Raw genomic sequence first — 16,710 nt, 5'->3', positions numbered from 1 at the left:
CTAGAGCTCGGTCAGCACCTGACTGCCGGATTCGGGGCGCCGGAAGCCGGCCGCCCGCGCGTGCCCAGCCAGACAGCCGCGCACCGTCATCAAGGCCGTGTAGTAGTCGATGTAGCGGAAGCCGTACGTCTCGCCGCGCGCGAACGCCTGCCCGGAGATCGCCGTCCGCCAGCGCTCGAACGCCTCGTCCGGGATCGGCACCGAGACATTGGGCGCGTAGCCCTCGGCGTCCTCCCAGTTCTCGGCGTAGAGGAATCGTCTGATCCCGTGCCGGGGCAGCTCATGATCACTGGGCAGCGAGGCCAGGAACCGCGCTCGCTCGGCGATCGCCGAGGCGTGTTCATGATCACGATGGATGCTGTGCTTCCAGTGCGCGATCAGCGTGTCCGGCTTGGTATCGCGGATCAGCGTCTCCAGCTGCCGGGCCACCTCGTCGTCGTTGGGCAGGAAGCCGTCGCTGTAGTCGAAGACGTGGAACTCGGCCCCGATCTGCTCGGCGAAGGACCGGCCCTCGGCCACCTTCTGATCTTGGTATTCCGCCGGCGACAGCTTGGGGTGACCCCGTTCGCCGTACGTCAGCGCGACGATGATGGCCCGGCCGCCGTCGCCGGTCACCTTGGCCAGCGTCGGGCCCGCGGTGAGGTCCATGTCGCCGATGTGGCCGCCGACGGCCAGCACGGTGTTGGTCATGATCAGAGCCCCGTCTTCATGATCGTGAACGTCCGGGTGACGGTGAAGCCGGTCTTCAGATAGAGCTGCCCGGCCGCCGACTTGGTGTCGGTCCAGAGGAACCAGGCGCTGTGGCAGCCGGCCGCCCGCATCCGTTCCAGGGTGAGGTGTAGCAGCATCTTGCCCAGGCCGAGCCCGCGCTTCGTCGGCAGCACGCCGAACGGCCCGAACCGCTCCGGCACCTGCTCGTAGGTGCCGTGCATGGCCCAGCCGAGCGGCTCGCCGGCCGGATCGAAGACGGCGACGATCCGGTCCAGCGGCAATCCGCCGATCACGGCCTCCCTGATGCCCCGGGCCCAGTCGGCGTTGAACGCCTCTCCGGCGATGGTGATCAAGCTCGGAAGCTCGTCCGAGGTCGGGCTGCCGAACCGGTAGCCGTCGGCCGCGAGCCGGTCGAGTTGATCACGGACGTCGTTCGGCAGCGCGTAGTCGTTCAGGCTCCGGTCCATGGCAACCGCCTGGTAATGGGTCTCGAAGCCGAGCTCGCGGAGCAGTGTGTCGGCGGCCGGATAGCGGTCGGCGTCCAGGCCGGGCAGGAAGTAGTTCGGCGTGGTGGGGGAGAAGAAGACGGTCCGGCAGCCCTGGCCCCGCAACCAGTCCAGCGCCGCGGTGATCAACGCCCGGCCGATCCCGCGCCGCTGGGCCCGCGGATCGACGAAGAAGAAGCCGATCCAGCCGGTCTCCGGCTGCAGATCCGATCCGGCCTCGGGAATCAGCCGGCGGACCGCGTACGCCGCGCCGACCGGCACCCCGTCGACCTCGGCCACCTGCAGCCCCGCCGGATCGAAGTTGCGGTCCAGCAGCACCAGGTCGCGGAATCTCTGATAGCTGATCGGATCCCCGGGCGCCGCCCGGGTCCAGCTCTCGGCCAGCAGGGGTCCGTCGCCGGCCCGGAACCCGCGAACGCGGACCCCGGCCGTGGTGGAGGTGTCGGTCATACCCGTCTTTCTCTCGCGCGTGATCATGATCAGTCAACCCGCCCCACCACCCGAGGTCAATTACTTCCCTCAACCCATCCCACCCCGTGACTTCTCAACCCATCCCCGAATCCGCCGACAGGGCACAAACGCACGCGTTTCTGCGGCGTGTCGGTGCGCGAGTGACGTCTCAATCAGAGTTCACGGCGATCGCACCCCGGTTTGGAACCGAGGATGGTGGCCGAGTGAGGGGGCGTTCGGGTTTCGTTCCCTGAGCCTGTCGAAGGGCAGGCCCGTTCGGCCTCACACGCGCCGCCGGAAATGAGTGGAGCGCCGGACGTGCGGGGGCGTAGCGTCATCGCCCGTGACGGACCACGCGAGCAATGATCAACCGAGCCGGCCACTCGGACCCGATGACGACCTGGCGGACGGCTGGTTCCCGGAGAGCGTCGCTGCCGGCTATGACAGCCCCGGCGGCGCCAACGCAGCCGAGGTGATCACTCCCGCGGTGGATGTGATCGCCGACCTGGCCGGGGATGGACCGGTGCTCGAATTCGCCATCGGGACCGGCCGGATCGCCGTGCCGCTGGCTGAGCGTGGCGTGACGGTGAGCGGCATCGAGCTGAGCCGGGCGATGGCGGCGCGGATCGCCGAGAAGCCCGGCGGGGCCGGCATCGACGTCACGATCGGCGACATGACGAAGACCCGGGTCGCGGGGGAGTTCTCGCTCGTCTATCTGGTGTTCAACACGATCAGCAACGTCACCACCCAGGACGGCCAGGTCGACGTCTTCCGCAACGCGGCCGCGCATCTGCGGCCGGGCGGGCTGTTCCTCATCGAGGTCGGGCTGCCGGACCTGCGCCGGCTGCCGCCGGGCCAGGACACCGTCCCGTTCACGGTCGCGCCGAACGCTGAGGGCGGCGGCTACCTCGGCTTCGACCAGTACGACGTCGTGACCCAGGAGTTCTCGTCCAACCACGTGACCGTGACCCCGGACGGGCAGGGCCGGTTCTACCGGATCCCGTTCCGCTATGCCTGGCCGGCCGAGATGGACCTGATGGCCCGGATCGCCGGCCTGACCCTGAAGCACCGCTGGTCCGATTGGGACCGCTCCGAGCTGACGGCGGTGAGCACCAAGCAGGTCGCGGTCTGGCAGAAGCCCGAGTAGGCCGCCCGGTTCCGTACCCCGGTGCCGAGACGTCACTTGTGCTCCGACACGCCGTCAAAACGCGTGCGTTAGTGACGGGTCGGCGTTAGTAGCGGAGGAGGGCGGGGGTGGCGATCCAGGTTGAGGGGTGGGTTGGGGGAGAGGTGAGGGGTTCCAGCGGGGCGCGGGCGGTGATCCGGTCGCGCAGCTCGGATGAGCCCCAGAGCTTGTCCAGGGCGTGGCTGGTGCTGCCGGGGTTGTCCACGCCGGTGCCGCCGCCCTCGCGCTGACCGAACTCCGGATAGAGCTCGCCGGCGACTTCCATGATCACGCAGCTGGTCCGGATCGGGTCGAAGGCCGTGCGGTCGACCACGTGCAGGGCCACGCCGTGGCAGGTCTGGCCCGCGTACTTGTGGAAGGTCGGGACGAACGAGGTCGCGCGGAGCAGCACCCCGGGCACGCCGCGCTCGGTGACCGCGGCGGCGAGCCGGGCATCGCAGAACGGGGCGCCGAGGGTCTCGAACGGCCGGGTGGTGCCGCGGCCCTCGCTCAGGTTGGTGCCCTCGAACAAACCCGTACCGGCGTAGCAGAGCGCCGTGTCCAGGGTCGGGATGTTGGGTGACGGCGGGATCCAGACCAGTCCGGTCTCGTCGTGCCACTGGCCGCGCTGCCAGCCGCCGGCGGTGATCACGTCGAGCTCGACCGGGTGGCCGAGTTGATCACGGACCGCGGTCCGGTTGAGCTGGTCGGCCAGTTCGCCCACGGTCAGTCCGTGCCGCAGCGGGATCGAGACCCGGCCGACGAAGCTCTCGTTGCCCGGCTCCAGCCAGGGGCCGCCGGCGACCAGCCCGGTCAGCGGGTTGGGCCGGTCCAGCACGACGAACCGGCGCCCGGTCCGGCCGGCGGCGAGCATCAGGTCGAACATGGTCCAGACGTAGGTGTAGTAGCGCACCCCGATGTCCTGCAGATCGAACAGCAGGGTCGCGACCCCGGAGTCCTCGATCTGTTGATCTTGCTCGGCCGGCGTCTTGCGGTACGTGTCGTACAACGGCAGCCCGGTCAGCGGATCATGATCGGCATCCTCGGTGAAGCCGGCCTGGGCCGTCCCTTGCAACCCGTGCTCGGGCCCGAACAGCGCGGTCAGCTTGAGCCCGGCGTCGAGCAGGCCGGCCGCGATCGGCCGCAGATCACGTTGCACTCCGGTGAAGTTGGTGATCAAGCCGACCGGGTCGTTCCCGGCCAACAGACCAGGGTCTACGATCAGCCGGTCCGCGCCGCTGGCGACGGGCTGGGGGGATATCTCGGCCATCGGAGACCTTTCCGGTTACGATGCGGGTTGTAGGTAGAGAAATTACCCAATGTCGACAGTGCGGGTAAATACCGCACTTGGTCGGCTGGACATGTACGCCGGATCCGTACGCTGGATCCGGAACGAGGAGTGACATGACGGCACCTCTGGAGCGGCCCTCGGTGAACGGGCTCGGAACCGAGGCCTACGATCGCCGCTACGGTCTGCTGGACGAGATGAGCGTGGCTCAGATCGTCGACACCATGACCGAGGCGGCCCAAGCGGTGCCGAAGGCGGTTGCCGCGGTCGCGCCCCAGATCAACGCGGCGATCGAGGCCGCGGAGCCGGGCTTCGCCGCCGGCGGTCGGCTGATCTACGTCGGCGCCGGCACCTCCGGCCGGCTCGGCGTGCTGGACGCGTCGGAATGCCCGCCGACCTTCCACACCGACCCGACCCGGGTGGTCGGCCTGATCGCCGGTGGCCGGACCGCCCTGGTCGACTCGATCGAGGGTGCCGAGGACGACGACGCGGCCGGTGCCGCGGACGTGGCCGCACTCGAGCTCACCCCGCTGGACACGGTGGTCGGCATCGCGGCCAGCGGTCGCACCCCGTACGTCCGCGGGGCGCTGGTCCGGGCCCGGGAGCGCGGGGCGGTGACGATCGCCCTGTCCTGCAACAGCCCGGCCGAGCTGTCGGAGTTCGCTGATCATCCGATCGAGGCGATGCCCGGGCCGGAGGTGATCGCCGGCTCGACCCGGCTCAACGCCGGTTCGGTGCAGAAGCTGGTGCTGAACATGATCAGCACGATCCTGATGGTCCGCACCGGCCGTACGTACGGCAACCTGATGGTGGACATGCAGGCGACCAACGCCAAGCTGCGACAGCGGGCGATCCGGCTGGTCAGCACGATCGCCCAGGTCGACGCCGAACCGGCCGAAACCGCCCTGGACGCGGCGAACCAGGAGGTCAAGACGGCCTCGGTGATGATCACCCGCGGCGTCAGCCCGGACAAGGCGCGGGAACTGCTCGCCGAAGCCGACGGCCGCCTCGGCATCGCCATCGGCCTCCCCAGCTCCCAACACCCCGCCCTCTCCTGACGCTCATCTCTCGGTACGTGCCCTGAGCCTGTCGAAGGGTCTTGGATGTGGCTTGCCCCCTTCGACAGGCTCAGGACGGCGCTTCGACAGGCTCAGGGAACGGAACAAGCTCAGGAGGCGCTGGCGTGCTCGCGCCAGCCGGGGACGCGGGGGCGCCAGGAGAGCAGCATCTCGGCCTCGGCCGGGGTCCGGTTCCCTTTGCGCGCGTTGCAGTCCTGGCAGGCGGCCACCGTGTTCAGCCAGGTGTTCCGGCCGCCGCGGGACTGCGGCATCAGGTGGTCGACGGTGGACGCCTTCCGGCCGCAGTAGGCACAGGTGTGCCGGTCCCGGCGGAGCACGCCGCGCTTGGACCAGACCGGGCTGCGGGCGTACAGGAAGGTCGTCTTCACGTAGCGGATCAGCCGCAGCACCAGCGGCCAGGGGTACGGACCGATCCGTCGCTGCTCGTGGGCCTGTTCGACCACGGCGACCTCACGGACCAGCATCCGGATCGCGTGTTTCACCGTCACGGTGTGCAGGGCGGTGTTGTCGGTGTTCAGGACCAGGACTCCGGGGGCAGCGCGGAATGGTCCGGCGGTCGTCGCCAAGACGGACATGCCGCACCTCCTCGAGTCGAATCAGCCGTCCGACCAACCAGGGTGCCCGATGGATCGAAACATTGTCATCGGCTTATTCCTCGCCCAGATTATTGCCGACCCGACCTAAGGGTGGGGAACCGGGCGGCAAAGCTGCAGTAATAATGAGAAGCGTGAACTTCCTCAAGCGGCTGTTCGGCAGGTCCGACGACGAGGAGTCGGGGCCCGATCTGCCGATCTCGCTCGACGTCGAGCAGCGGCGCGCGCAACTGCTCCGGCTGGAGCGGGCGCTGGACGCTCTGGTCGGTGCGATGAAGGAAGATCAATCCCGGTTGCGGAATCCCGGCTGGCGGGAGCGGGTCGCCGAATACGGGCGGCTGGCCGGTGAGGCGATGACCCAGCGGAAGTCGGAGCTGGCCCGCGATCGCATGCTCGACCTGGCTTTCGAGGTCCGGCCGGTCTTCACCGGCCCGATCCCGCCCGAGCTCGAGGCCGTCGGCCCGCTGCAGGACGAAGTCATGGCCGCGGCCGACGCACTGCGCGAGGTCCTGCCCGGCGAGCGCGACGCTTCCTGAACCACCTCCCCCGAACGGGGGAGTCGCACCCTGGACCCGGCCAGGGTTGCCCCTGATCCGTAAGGTTTTGCCAGCATCCTCATAGGAGGGTGCTGGGGAATCCTGGCCGTGGCGCGCGGCGTCCAGGTGCGTGCCCGGCAAGGCGGAGGAGAAGGTCGTAGCGGTGTTCTACGGACGCCGACGACAACGCAGCTGGGTGCGTGCCTGGGCGTCGCGCGGTAGGTCAGGATTCCTCAGCGTCCTCCTAGCAACGCTAGGGTGCGGACCATGGCCTCGGGGGAGACTTCACTCTGGGCCGCCCAGGTGTAGGAGAGGACCCGTTCCGTCATGGCCCTGCTGACCCGGCTCAGCTTGATCAATCGACTGGTCGTTGCGCTGCTGTCGTTGGCGATCATCGTCTTCGGCGTGATCGCCACCTTCTCACTGAAGCAGGAGCTGCTGCCGAGCATCACCGCGCCGCAGGCCGTGGTGATCGTGCAGTTCCCGGGCGCCGCTCCCGACATCGTCGCCGACGAGGCGACAGCGCCGATCGAGCAGGCCGTACGCAACGTCTCCGGGGTCACCTCGGTCGACTCGTTGTCCTCCACCAACTCCGCGCAGATCACCGTGATGTGGGAGTACGGGCAGGACGACGACAAGGTGCTCGGAGAGATCAACTCGGCGGTCTCGGCGGCCAAGTCCGGCCTGCCCGACGACGTCGAGACCGAGGTGTTCGCGGGCAGCACCGACGACATCCCGGTGGTCCAGCTGGCCGTCTCCTCCGACCTCGAGCTGGACAAGTTCGGGCCACTGGTCGACGACATCGCGGTCAACGCGCTGAGCGGACTGCCCGGCGTCCGCGACGTCACCCTGTCCGGCCAGGACACCAAGCAGGTCACGGTCACGCTCAAGCAGGACCGGCTCGATGATCATGAACTGACCGCCCAGCAGGTCAACCAGGCGATCCAGTCCCAGCTGTCCTCGATGCCCGCCGGCACCACGTTCGACGGCAACGAGGAACTGTCGGTCGAGGTCGGCTCGGCCCCAGGTTCGGTGGACGCGATCAAGAAGCTGCCGATCGCCACCTCCGAGAGTCCGGTCCCGCTGAGCGAGCTGGCCGACGTCAAGCTCGAATCGATCTCCCGCAGCTCGATCTCCCGGGCCGACGGCCGGCCGTCCCTCGGCCTGGCCGTGATGAAGACCCCGGACGCCGACACGGTGAAGATCTCGCACGCCGTCCAGTCGGCCCTGCCGGGTCTGCAGGACGAGCTGGGCAACAACGCTGCCTTCAGTACGGTCTTCGACCAGGCACCGATGATCGAGCAGTCGCTGCATGACCTTGCCGTCGAGGGCGGTCTCGGCCTGATCTTCGCGATCATCGTGATCTTGCTCTTCCTGCTCTCGGCGCGGTCCACGCTGATCACCGCGATCTCGATCCCGCTGTCGCTGCTGATCGCGATGATCGGGCTGTGGATCGGCGAGTATTCGCTCAACCTGTTCACCCTGGCCGCGCTGACGGTCGCGGTCGGCCGGGTGGTGGACGACTCGATCGTGGTGGTCGAGAACATCAAACGGCACAGCCTCGGCTCCACGGCCCGCCGACTGACCATCGATCAGGTGGTGACCTCGGTCAAGGAGGTGGCCGGTGCGGTCACCGCGTCGACGTTGACCACGGTCGCGGTGTTCCTGCCGGTCGCCTTCGTCAGCGGCTCGACCGGTGAACTGTTCCGGCCGTTCTCGATCACCGTCGCGATCGCCCTGGTGGCATCGCTGCTGGTGTCGCTGACCATCGTGCCGCTGCTGGCGTACTGGTTCTTCCGCGGCCGTAAGCCGAAGGCCGGAGCACCGGCCAAAGCCGCCGAGGAGGATCCGGAACGGGAGACCCGGCTGCAGCGTGGCTATCTGCCGGTGCTGCGCTGGACCCTGCGGCACCCGGTGATCACGCTGGCGATCTCGTTGGTGATCTTCATCGGCACCCTCGGTGCGTCGACGCTGCTGAAGACCGACTTCCTCGGTTCGCTGGGTGACGACCGGGCGCTGCAGATCAACCAGGAATTGCCGTCCGGCACCCGGCTCGACGCCACCGCCGAGGCCGCGAGCAAGATCGAGAAGGTGCTCGGTGACGACCCCGACGTCAAGAGCTACCAGTCGACGATCGGTCAGGCCGGCGAGCCCAACGTGGTCACCTATTCGGTGACGCTGGGCGACCAGGCCGATGCCGGTGCCGCGACGGATCGGTTGCGGGCCGCCGTGTCCGAGGTGCCGGACTCGGGTGAGATCCGGGTGACGTCGGCGACCGCCGCCTACACCTCCAACGACGTCACCGTCACGGTGACTGGGGATGATCAGAAGGCGTTGGCAACCGCCACCGAGAAGGTGCAGCAGGCCGTCGCCGCGGTGCCCGGACTGAGCGACGTCCGGACCGACCTGTCCGAGCAGCGGCCGGTGCTGCGGGTCAAGGTCGACCTGACCAAGGCCGCCGACTACGGCTTCACCCAGACCGAGATCGGGACCGCGGTCGCCGCCGCGTTGCGGGGCACGCCGGTCGGCGAGATCACCGTGGACGGCGAGACCAACGACGTGGTGATCAGGACCCATGCGCCGAACGCCAAGCCGGCCGAGATCGCCAAGCTGAAGCTCCCGGTATCCCAGGTGCAGCAGCAGAAGGCGCAGCAGAAGGCGCAGGACGCGCTGGAGGAGAAGTCGGACGCGCTGGAGAAGAAGCAGGACGATCTTCAGGACCGGCAGAAGGCTCTGCAGCAGAAGCAGGAGGACCAGGCCGACCAGGCGAAGGAGGACGCCGAGGAACAGGGCGACGACCAGCGCAACGACCTGGAGCAGTCCCGCGCGGACGCCGAGGACGACCTGGACGAGCTGCGTGATCAACTTCGCGAGCTGCGCGATAGCCCGGAGCCCACCCCGCCGGCGCCGCCGCCGGGCCCGCCGCAGCCGGGACAGCCGGGTGGCGCCCCGGTGACCCAGGAACAGTTGGCGTACCAGAAGGCGCTGGAACAGCGGGCCCAGGCGATCGCCCAGCTCCAGTCGGCGATAAAGCAGGCCGAGGCGGGCATCGAGCAGATCGAAGATCAACTCGAGGCGATGCAGGATCAGGAGGACGAGAGCCAGCAGCAGGAGCAGGACCAGCAGGAGCTCGCCGACGAGGGTGACGCGATCGCCGATGATCAGGAGGCCCTCGCCGACGAGCAGAAGGCGCTCGCCGAGGAGCAGCAGGACCTGGCCGACCTGAAGGCACGGGCGATCACCGTCGGCGATGTCGCCAAGGTGGTGAAGGAGCAGACCCCGGTGTCGGTCAAGCACGTCGACGGGCAGCGGGCGGTGACGATCACGGCGACGCCGACCGGCGCCGATCTCGGAGCGGTCTCGGCCGCGCTGATGTCGAACGTGAACGGCGTCGACCTGCCGGCCGGTGTCTCGGTGGAGCAGGGTGGCGCGTCGACCGAGCAGCAGGAGGCGTTCGTCCAGCTCGGCCTGGCGATGCTGCTGGCGATCGTGCTGGTCTTCATCATCATGGTGGCGACGTTCCGCAGCCTGCTGCAGCCGCTGATCCTGCTGGTGTCCATCCCGTTCGCCGCGACCGGCGCCCTGGTCGGCCTGCTGGCCACCAACACTGCGCTCGGCGTGCCGGCGATGGTCGGCTTGTTGATGTTGATCGGCATCGTCGTCACCAACGCGATCGTGCTGATCGACTTGATCAACCACTACCGGGAACGGGGCGCCGAACCGCAGGCCGCGATCATCGACGGCGCCCGACTCCGGCTGCGGCCGATCATCATGACGGCGGCGGCGACGATCTGTGCGCTGACCCCGATGGCGTTCGGGCTGACCGGCGGCGGCGTCTTCATCTCCCGGCCGCTGGCCGTGGTGGTGATCGGTGGCCTGGTGTCGTCGACCATCCTGACCCTGCTGCTGGTCCCGGTCCTCTACAGCCTGGTGTCCAAGATCGGCTACAAGCCGCCGGAGTCGACCCCGGTCGATCCCAACGCGGCACCGCCCGATCAGGGTGGCGCGGCCGCCGCGGCGCCCGAGCAGGCGGCGGCGCCGCCGGCTGAGCGGGCCGACGAGCGGGACACGGTGTTCCCGGTCGAGCAGAGTCCGCGTCGCGACGGCTGACCGTACTCGTCGAGGTGTCGGTCCGGTTCCGGACGTGGATCGTCCGGAACCGGTTCTACGGTTCGGTCATGACCAACGATGCGTACTGGCGCGAACCTCCGCTCGCCGGCACCGAGGCCGAGCACCTGATCGGTGCGCTGGAGCGGCAACGGGCGACCTTCCGGTGGAAGGCCGACGGGCTCGACACGGCCGGGCTGCAGCTCCGGATCGGCGCCTCGTCGCTGACCCTGGGCGGCCTGCTCAAGCACCTGGCGCGGGCCGAGGACGAGCTGTTCAGCGCCAAGCTGAGCGGAGCGCCGACCGCCGCACCCTGGAACGGCGTGGACTGGGACGCCGCGCCCGACTGGGATTTCGAGTCGGCCGCCGCCGACTCACCGGACGAGCTCTACCGGATCTGGGACGGCACGATCGAGCGCTCCCGGGAGCGGCTCCGGACCGCCCTCGACGCCGGTGATCTTGGTCAGCCGGTCCACCTGGCCTGGCCCGGCCGCGGAAACCTCAGCCTGCGCCGGCTGCTCTGCGACCTGCTCGAGGAGTACGGCCGGCACACCGGTCATGCCGACCTGCTCCGGGAGGCCGTCGACGGCCGCGTCGGCGAGGACCCGCCGCCGGGCTGGCGGCCGGAGTCACCGGCGACCGTCCCGGCCGGCTGACGTACCGTGAAACTCGGATCACGAACGACCCGCCGAACTCTCGGCGCGCCCGCTATGGACGAAGACTGTGGTCAGCCCCGGGAGGTTCAGCCGGTCAGCCAACTGACGTAGAAGATGCTCGCGCCGGCGATGGCGCAGACGACCGCGATGATCCAGAATCGCATGGTGATCTGGATCTCCGGCCAGCCCTTCATCTCGAAGTGGTGGTGCAACGGTGACATCAGGAAGATCCGCCGGCCGCGGGTGAGCTTGAAGTAGGTGGTTTGGATGATCACCGAGCCGGCGACGCTGACGTACAGGCCGCCGATGATGATCAACAGCAGTTCGGTGCGGGTGAAGATCGCCAGCGCCGCGACGGCGCCGCCGAGGCCGAGCGAGCCGACGTCGCCCATGAAGATCTGTCCGGGCGGACCGCTGTACCAGAGGTAGCCGACCAGGCTTGCGGCCAGGGCGACGGCGAAGATCGCGAGGTCGAGCGGGTCGCGGACGACGAAGCACCGGTCGTAGGTCGGGTCCCCGACCGGCAGGCTCTGACAGGCCATCCGCGACTGGAACAGCGCGATGAAGGTGTAGGCGCTGAGCGCGATGATGGTCGCGCCCGCCGCGAGACCGTCGGCGCCGTCGGTGAGATTCACGGCGTTGGAGGTGGCCACCGCGAGGAGATTGATCCACACCACATACAGCACCAGGCCCGCCGCCCCGAGCGCGGCCAGGTTGAGGAACGGCAGGTCGCGCACCCAGGAGATGGCCGGCGAGGCCGGGGCCACGCCGGTGACCGGATCCCGGAGCAGCAGAGCCAGGACGGCGAACGCGGTCGCGACGATCACCTGCCCGGCGATCTTCTGCCGGCCGGTCAGCCCGAGGCTCCGCCGGCGTCGGGTCTTCGTGAAGTCGTCGAGGAAGCCGACCAGGCCGAGGCCGGTCATCAGTCCGATCGCCAGCAGGCCGCTCGCCGTGATCGGGGTCGCCGGGATGATCAGGTGCGCGACGAGATAGCCGAAGATCGCTCCGGTGACGAAGACGATGCCGCCCTTGGTCGGCGTCCCCGCCTTCACCTGGTGTGTCTGCGGGCCGTCTGCCCGGATCATCTGGCCCCAGCCGAGCCGCCGGAACAGCTTGACCGCGACCGGCGTCAGCGCGAACGTGAAGATCAGGGACGCGGCCCCGGCCGCGAAGAGTGCGATCACGTCGGGTCCTGCTCCTGGAGTTGACCGGTGAAGCGGAGCACGCCCATCAGATCGTCCTCGGTCAGGGCGGCGGCCTCGTCCGCGGTCGCGATGCAGGCCTCGAGTTCGGCGTTCAGTCGTACGGGGTCCAGCCCGGAGCCGATCAGCACGAGCTGGCTGCTCGGGTCGCCCGACGGGCGGCGCTCGGGATCGAGCCGAAGGGACGGGCCGACCTTGCCGATCGCGTACCGCGGCCGGTGCCCGGGCACGGCGAACCGGGCCAGCCCCTTGATCCGGAACACGCCGGTCAGGTCGTCGTCGAGCAGCGCCATCAGCCGGCGCGGGTGCAATTCCTGCTCGGTGCTGAAGCTCAGCGATTCGAACCGATCATGCAGATGATCATGGTCATTGTGACCATGATCGTGATCATGGTCGGCCTCGGCCAATGTCGGCTGGTGGTTCGGCCGGACCTTGAGCTCGTACAGCAGCGCCGGGTCGATCCGGCCCTCGACGGTGCCGACGATCGGCGCCACCGGATTGAGCTCGCGGACCTGTTGCTGCCGGAGGATCCGTTCTGCCTCGTCGATCCGGTCGATCTTGTTGATGATCACCAGGTCGGCGACCTCGACGTGCCGCTCCAGCTCCGGATGCTCGATCCGGCTGGCCGGGAACGCCTCGGCGTCGACCACCTCCAGCAGCCCGCCGTACGCCATCCGCGCGTCCAGGGCCTGGAACACGAGCTGCACCATCGCCCCCGGCTCGGCGATCCCGCTCGCCTCGATCACGATCACGTCGATGTCCGCGGCCGGCGCGGCCAGCTGATCGAGCATGCCGGCGATCTCGCCGCCGTCGGAGACGCAGCACAGACAGCCGCCGCTGGTGGTGATCATGCTGTCGGTCTGGCCGGCGATCAGCATGGCGTCGATGTTGATCGCGCCGAAGTCGTTCACCACCACGCCGATCCGGACGTCGAGGCTGTTGCGCAGCAGGTGGTTCAGCACGGTGGTCTTGCCCGAGCCGAGGAAACCGGCGAGCACGATGATCGGGATCGGAGGCCGTGGCACCGGCCCACCCTAGCCGCACCTCTCCGGATGGAAACTCGCGGCAAGCGCTTGCCCTGGCGGGTCCTGGTTCCCAGACTGTGGAGCATTCCGGCATCGACCTCGAAGGGGAGGTTTGTCATGGCGTACGAACTGAGTCGGCGGAGCCTGCTGGCGGGCGGCGGAGGAGTGGCGGCGTTGTCGATCATGGGAGCCGAATCCGCCGCGGCGGCGGAGCGCTGGCAGTCCCGGCTGGTCCGGCAGGCGCCCGACGGCCGGCTGAGCTATCGGGCCGACCGGTCCGGCAACAAGCTCCCCGATTTCAGCCACGCCGGTTACCGCGGCGGCGGGGTCGAGCTGCCCGAGGTGCCGACCGTGGCAACGGTCGAGCCGGTGGCCGGCGACAACACCGCGCACCTGCAGGCGGCGATCGATGCCGTCGGCGCCCGGCCGCTCGATCCGAACGGACATCGCGGCGCGCTGCTGCTGGCGGCCGGAACCTACCCGGTCGCCGGGACGCTGCGGGTGCGGCACAGCGGGGTGGTGCTGCGCGGCAGCGGCGACGGCGACGATCCGGCCGACAGCACGATCATCCGGGCGACCGGCAACACCCCGGAGCACCGCGACGTCGTGGTCGTCGGCAGTGGGGCGACCACCCGGTGGGCCGGTGAGGTCGCCGGCACCCGGTCCGAGCTCACCTCCGACCTGGTGCCCTGCGGCGAGCGCAGCTTCACGGTGGCCGACCCGTCGGCGTACCGGCCGGGGGACAATGTGATCATCGTCCACCCGTGCACGGCCGCCTGGCTGGCCGCGGTCGACGGGGGTGCCACCGGGGTCGACGAGCCGTGGACGGTCGGCAGCCAGCCGATCACGTACAACCGGTTCGTCACCGACGTGTCGGGCTCCACGATCACCGTCGACGTGCCGGTCTACAACCACCTGGACCGGTCGCTGGCGACCTCGTCGCTGCATCGCTGGGACCGGGCCGGCCTGGTCACCGAGAGCGGGGTGGAGGACCTGCGGATCGTGATCGAGTTCGCCGGCGATCCCGATGTCGACGAGGATCACGCCTGGGTCGCGGTCCGGCTCCGCGGGCTCCAGGACGGCTGGGTCCGCGGCTGCACCTTCCTGCACTTCGCCAAGGCCGGGGTGGAGACCAACGAGACCACCCGGGTCACGGTCGCCGACTGCCGTGCCCTGGATCCGGCGTCGGTGATCACCGGCGGGCTGCGGTACAACTTCAACAACGAGGGCTACTCGCAGCAGATCCTGTTCACCGACTGCCACGCGACGAAAGCCCGGCACGCCTTCATCTCGAACGGGACCAGCAGCGCCTCCGGGCTGGTCTATCTGCGCGGCACCGCGACCGGCAGTCTGGCCTCCTCGGAGGGTCACCGGCGGTGGAGCCAGGGGATGCTCTGGGACAACCACCGCGAGATCGCCCCGGCCACCTCGATCACGCTGGGCATCTACAACCGCGGCGACTACGGCACCGGGCACGGTTGGGCCACGGTCCACTCGGTCGGCTGGAACTGCGACATGGCCGGGAAGAAGCTGGTCGTGCAGCGGCCGCCGACCGGGCAGAACTACGCCATCGGCTGCCGTGGCGTGATCACCGGCGACGGGCCGTTCGAGCATCCGGCCGGTCACATCGAGGGGGCCAACCGGCGCGGGCTCGCCCCGGGATCGCTGTACGAGGCGCAGCTCGCCGCCCGGCTCGGCTGAGCCGACTACGTCGTACGGCGTAGTCGGGATGCGCTCCCCGGCCGACGCGCAGCGGGGCCGGCCGTGGCACCGTGGCGGCAACGAGAGCCGAAGCCAGGGGAGATCACGTGAGCGCAGGACGTACGACCTATGACTACAGCGACCGGGTGGCGCTGATCACCGGTGCCAGCCAGGGCATCGGGGCCGCGCTGGCCGAGGCCTTCGCCGCGGCCGGGGCCGCCGTGGTGATCATGGCCCGGCGGGAGAGCGTGCTGGCCGCGGTCGCCGACCGGATCACCGCCCAGGGCGGCCGGGTCCGGGCAGTGGTCGGCGACGTGACCGACGACGAGTCGGGCCGGGCGGCCGTGGCGGAGGCGATGACGGCGTTCGGCCGGCTGGACGCCGCGGTCAACAACGCGTCCGAGGGGCCGCCGCCGCAACTGCTGGCCGACCTCGATCCGGATCAGTTCCGGCACGCCGTCGACGTCAACGTGAACGGAACCTTTCTCGGGATGAGGCACCAGATCCCGGCCATGATCGATTCCGGCGGCGGTGCCGTCGTCAACTTCGCCTCGACCGCCGGGGTCGGCGGAGTCAGTCACCTCTCCTCCTACGTCGCCGGCAAGGCGGGCGTGATCGGCCTGACCCGCGCCGCGGCGCTCGACTACGCGCCGTTCGGGGTCAGGGTGAACGTGATCGCGCCCGGCCCGATCCTGACCGAGCACCTGGTGGCGGCCGGCCCGTCGGCTCAGGAAGGTGCGGCGTCGGCCGTACCGATCGGCCGGGTGGGGACGACCGCTGATATCGCGTCCGCCGTGCTGTGGCTGTGTTCGGACGCGGCGTCCTACGTGACCGGAGTGACGCTGCCGGTCGACGGTGGCCAGTCGGCCGGTGAGCGCCTCGACAACCCCTACACTCCGGGTGAATCGATGGATTGATCCCGCACCTCCCGTCTCCGCGGCGACGACCTCCGGATTGACTCTATCGAACTTGTGTTCGATTATGAAGCCATGAGTGTCGCTCGGCTGTCCGCCACGCGCCGGCTCCCGGCCGAGGCCCGGGGGAGCCGGATCCGTGAGCTGCAGGAGCGGGTGCTGCGGATGCAGGGCAGCGCCGCCACCCGGGCGCTGCCGGTGGTCGCTCCGCTCGCGCCGCTGTTCACTCCGCGGACCGGCGGGGCGTACGCGGTGGACAGCCCGAGCCTGGCGATGACCCTGCTGGCGGCGCCGTCCCAGGCCGGGGAATGGGTGGCGGTGATCGGCGCGGCGGACTTCGGGCTGGCGGCGGCGGCCGGCTTCGGGGTCGACCTGAGCCGGACCATCGCGGTGCCGGAGCCGGGCGAGCGCTGGCCGGACGTCGTCGCCGCACTGACCGAGATCGTCTCGGTGATCATGGTCCGGCCGGGCCGGGTGACCGAGCATCAGGCGGCCCGGCTGCGGACCAGGCTGCGGCAGCGGGACGCGATGTTGATCTCCTGGGGCGACTGGCCGCGCTGCGATGCCCGGCTCTCCATCGAGTCCTCCTGCTGGGACGGGCTGGGCCGCGGCCACGGCCGGATCACCGGCCGCCGGGCCGTGGTGTCGGTCCGCCGCTCGGGGCGCCCGTCCGGCCGGCTCTCCCTCTGGCTGCCCGGGCCCGATCAGCGGGTCGACACGGCGGATCCGGTGATCACCGAACGGCCGGACCGCTTCGTCGCCGAGGCGGTCTGA

General features: G+C 69.7%; 14 protein-coding genes. 8 read left to right on the top strand and 6 right to left on the bottom strand.

Translation table 11 applies throughout. The features are described from left to right. Complete coding sequence (locus tag FNH24_RS03300; RefSeq protein WP_152360718.1) at positions 1-690, bottom strand: PIG-L deacetylase family protein; 690 nt, start codon at positions 688-690, stop codon at positions 1-3. A 2-nt stretch (positions 691-692) separates the two neighbouring features. Next, positions 693-1,667 (bottom strand): GNAT family N-acetyltransferase, encoded by a 975-nt coding sequence (locus FNH24_RS03295; RefSeq protein ID WP_152360717.1) that lies wholly within the window; start codon positions 1,665-1,667, stop codon positions 693-695. A gap of 343 nt (positions 1,668-2,010) precedes the next feature. On the opposite strand from FNH24_RS03295, the gene FNH24_RS03290 reads away from it, so the two are divergent. Further along, positions 2,011-2,814 carry a class I SAM-dependent DNA methyltransferase gene (locus tag FNH24_RS03290; protein WP_152360716.1) on the top strand — a complete coding sequence of 268 codons (804 nt, stop codon included), beginning with the start codon at positions 2,011-2,013 and terminating at the stop codon, positions 2,812-2,814. Between the two features lie 85 nt (positions 2,815-2,899). Here the strand turns inward: FNH24_RS03290 and FNH24_RS03285 are convergent, their stop codons facing one another. Next, on the bottom strand, positions 2,900-4,036 hold the full coding sequence (locus FNH24_RS03285) for an exo-beta-N-acetylmuramidase NamZ family protein (RefSeq protein WP_246186732.1): 1,137 nt from the start codon (positions 4,034-4,036) through the stop codon (positions 2,900-2,902). Between the two features lie 200 nt (positions 4,037-4,236). Between FNH24_RS03285 and murQ the strand changes: the two genes are divergently transcribed. Beyond that, positions 4,237-5,178: an N-acetylmuramic acid 6-phosphate etherase gene (murQ, locus tag FNH24_RS03280; RefSeq protein ID WP_152360714.1), complete on the top strand. Its 942-nt coding sequence runs from the start codon at positions 4,237-4,239 to the stop codon at positions 5,176-5,178. A 110-nt stretch (positions 5,179-5,288) separates the two neighbouring features. Here murQ and FNH24_RS03275 read toward each other — a convergent pair whose 3' ends face one another. Beyond that, complete coding sequence (locus tag FNH24_RS03275; protein WP_152360713.1) at positions 5,289-5,774, bottom strand: HNH endonuclease; 486 nt, start codon at positions 5,772-5,774, stop codon at positions 5,289-5,291. A 152-nt stretch (positions 5,775-5,926) separates the two neighbouring features. Here FNH24_RS03275 and FNH24_RS03270 point away from each other — a divergent pair, with 152 nt between their 5' ends. The 3 genes from FNH24_RS03270 to FNH24_RS03260 all read left to right on the top strand — a co-directional run bounded on the left by FNH24_RS03270 (position 5,927) and on the right by FNH24_RS03260 (position 11,091). Next, a complete protein-coding gene (locus FNH24_RS03270) occupies positions 5,927-6,328 on the top strand; it encodes a hypothetical protein (protein ID WP_152360712.1) in 402 nt (133 codons plus the stop codon). A 327-nt stretch (positions 6,329-6,655) separates the two neighbouring features. After that, on the top strand, positions 6,656-10,438 hold the full coding sequence (locus FNH24_RS32135; protein ID WP_152360711.1) for an efflux RND transporter permease subunit: 3,783 nt from the start codon (positions 6,656-6,658) through the stop codon (positions 10,436-10,438). A 125-nt stretch (positions 10,439-10,563) separates the two neighbouring features. Next, on the top strand, positions 10,564-11,091 hold the full coding sequence (locus FNH24_RS03260; protein ID WP_425486876.1) for a mycothiol transferase: 528 nt from the start codon (positions 10,564-10,566) through the stop codon (positions 11,089-11,091). 86 nt (positions 11,092-11,177) lie between these two features. On the opposite strand, the gene mraY is transcribed toward FNH24_RS03260, so the two are convergent. Both mraY and FNH24_RS03250 read right to left on the bottom strand, forming a co-directional pair. Beyond that, positions 11,178-12,278 carry a phospho-N-acetylmuramoyl-pentapeptide-transferase gene (gene mraY, locus FNH24_RS03255; RefSeq protein WP_152360709.1) on the bottom strand — a complete coding sequence of 367 codons (1,101 nt, stop codon included), beginning with the start codon at positions 12,276-12,278 and terminating at the stop codon, positions 11,178-11,180. After that, positions 12,275-13,321: a CobW family GTP-binding protein gene (locus FNH24_RS03250; RefSeq protein ID WP_152360708.1), complete on the bottom strand. Its 1,047-nt coding sequence runs from the start codon at positions 13,319-13,321 to the stop codon at positions 12,275-12,277. Before FNH24_RS03250 ends, mraY begins: the two co-directional genes overlap by 4 nt. Positions 13,322-13,438: 117 nt before the next feature. Between FNH24_RS03250 and FNH24_RS03245 the strand changes: the two genes are divergently transcribed. The 3 genes from FNH24_RS03245 to FNH24_RS03235 all read left to right on the top strand — a co-directional run bounded on the left by FNH24_RS03245 (position 13,439) and on the right by FNH24_RS03235 (position 16,710). Next, a complete protein-coding gene (locus tag FNH24_RS03245; protein WP_152360707.1) occupies positions 13,439-15,022 on the top strand; it encodes a peptidoglycan-binding protein in 1,584 nt (527 codons plus the stop codon). A gap of 107 nt (positions 15,023-15,129) precedes the next feature. Next, a complete protein-coding gene (locus FNH24_RS03240) occupies positions 15,130-15,939 on the top strand; it encodes an SDR family NAD(P)-dependent oxidoreductase (protein WP_152360706.1) in 810 nt (269 codons plus the stop codon). Between the two features lie 72 nt (positions 15,940-16,011). Then, on the top strand, positions 16,012-16,710 hold the full coding sequence (locus FNH24_RS03235; protein WP_152360705.1) for a hypothetical protein: 699 nt from the start codon (positions 16,012-16,014) through the stop codon (positions 16,708-16,710).

Origin of the sequence: Microlunatus speluncae, assembly GCF_009299835.1 — a bacterium.
Lineage (GTDB): Bacteria > Actinomycetota > Actinomycetes > Propionibacteriales > Propionibacteriaceae > Microlunatus > Microlunatus speluncae.
The sequence above is the reverse complement of the archived record's forward strand: the minus strand, read 5'-3'. Positions and strand labels throughout refer to the sequence as shown.

Bases quoted from the DNA above. Each gene is read 5' to 3' on its own strand.
- FNH24_RS03300 (WP_152360718.1), bottom strand. From the start codon at position 690: ATGACCAACACCGTGCTGGCCGTCGGCGGCCACATCGGCGACATGGAC.
- FNH24_RS03295 (WP_152360717.1), bottom strand. From the start codon at position 1,667: ATGACCGACACCTCCACCACGGCCGGGGTCCGCGTTCGCGGGTTCCGG.
- murQ (WP_152360714.1), top strand. From the start codon at position 4,237: ATGACGGCACCTCTGGAGCGGCCCTCGGTGAACGGGCTCGGAACCGAG.
- FNH24_RS03275 (WP_152360713.1), bottom strand. From the start codon at position 5,774: ATGTCCGTCTTGGCGACGACCGCCGGACCATTCCGCGCTGCCCCCGGA.
- FNH24_RS32135 (WP_152360711.1), top strand. From the start codon at position 6,656: ATGGCCCTGCTGACCCGGCTCAGCTTGATCAATCGACTGGTCGTTGCG.
- FNH24_RS03245 (WP_152360707.1), top strand. From the start codon at position 13,439: ATGGCGTACGAACTGAGTCGGCGGAGCCTGCTGGCGGGCGGCGGAGGA.
- FNH24_RS03235 (WP_152360705.1), top strand. From the start codon at position 16,012: ATGAGTGTCGCTCGGCTGTCCGCCACGCGCCGGCTCCCGGCCGAGGCC.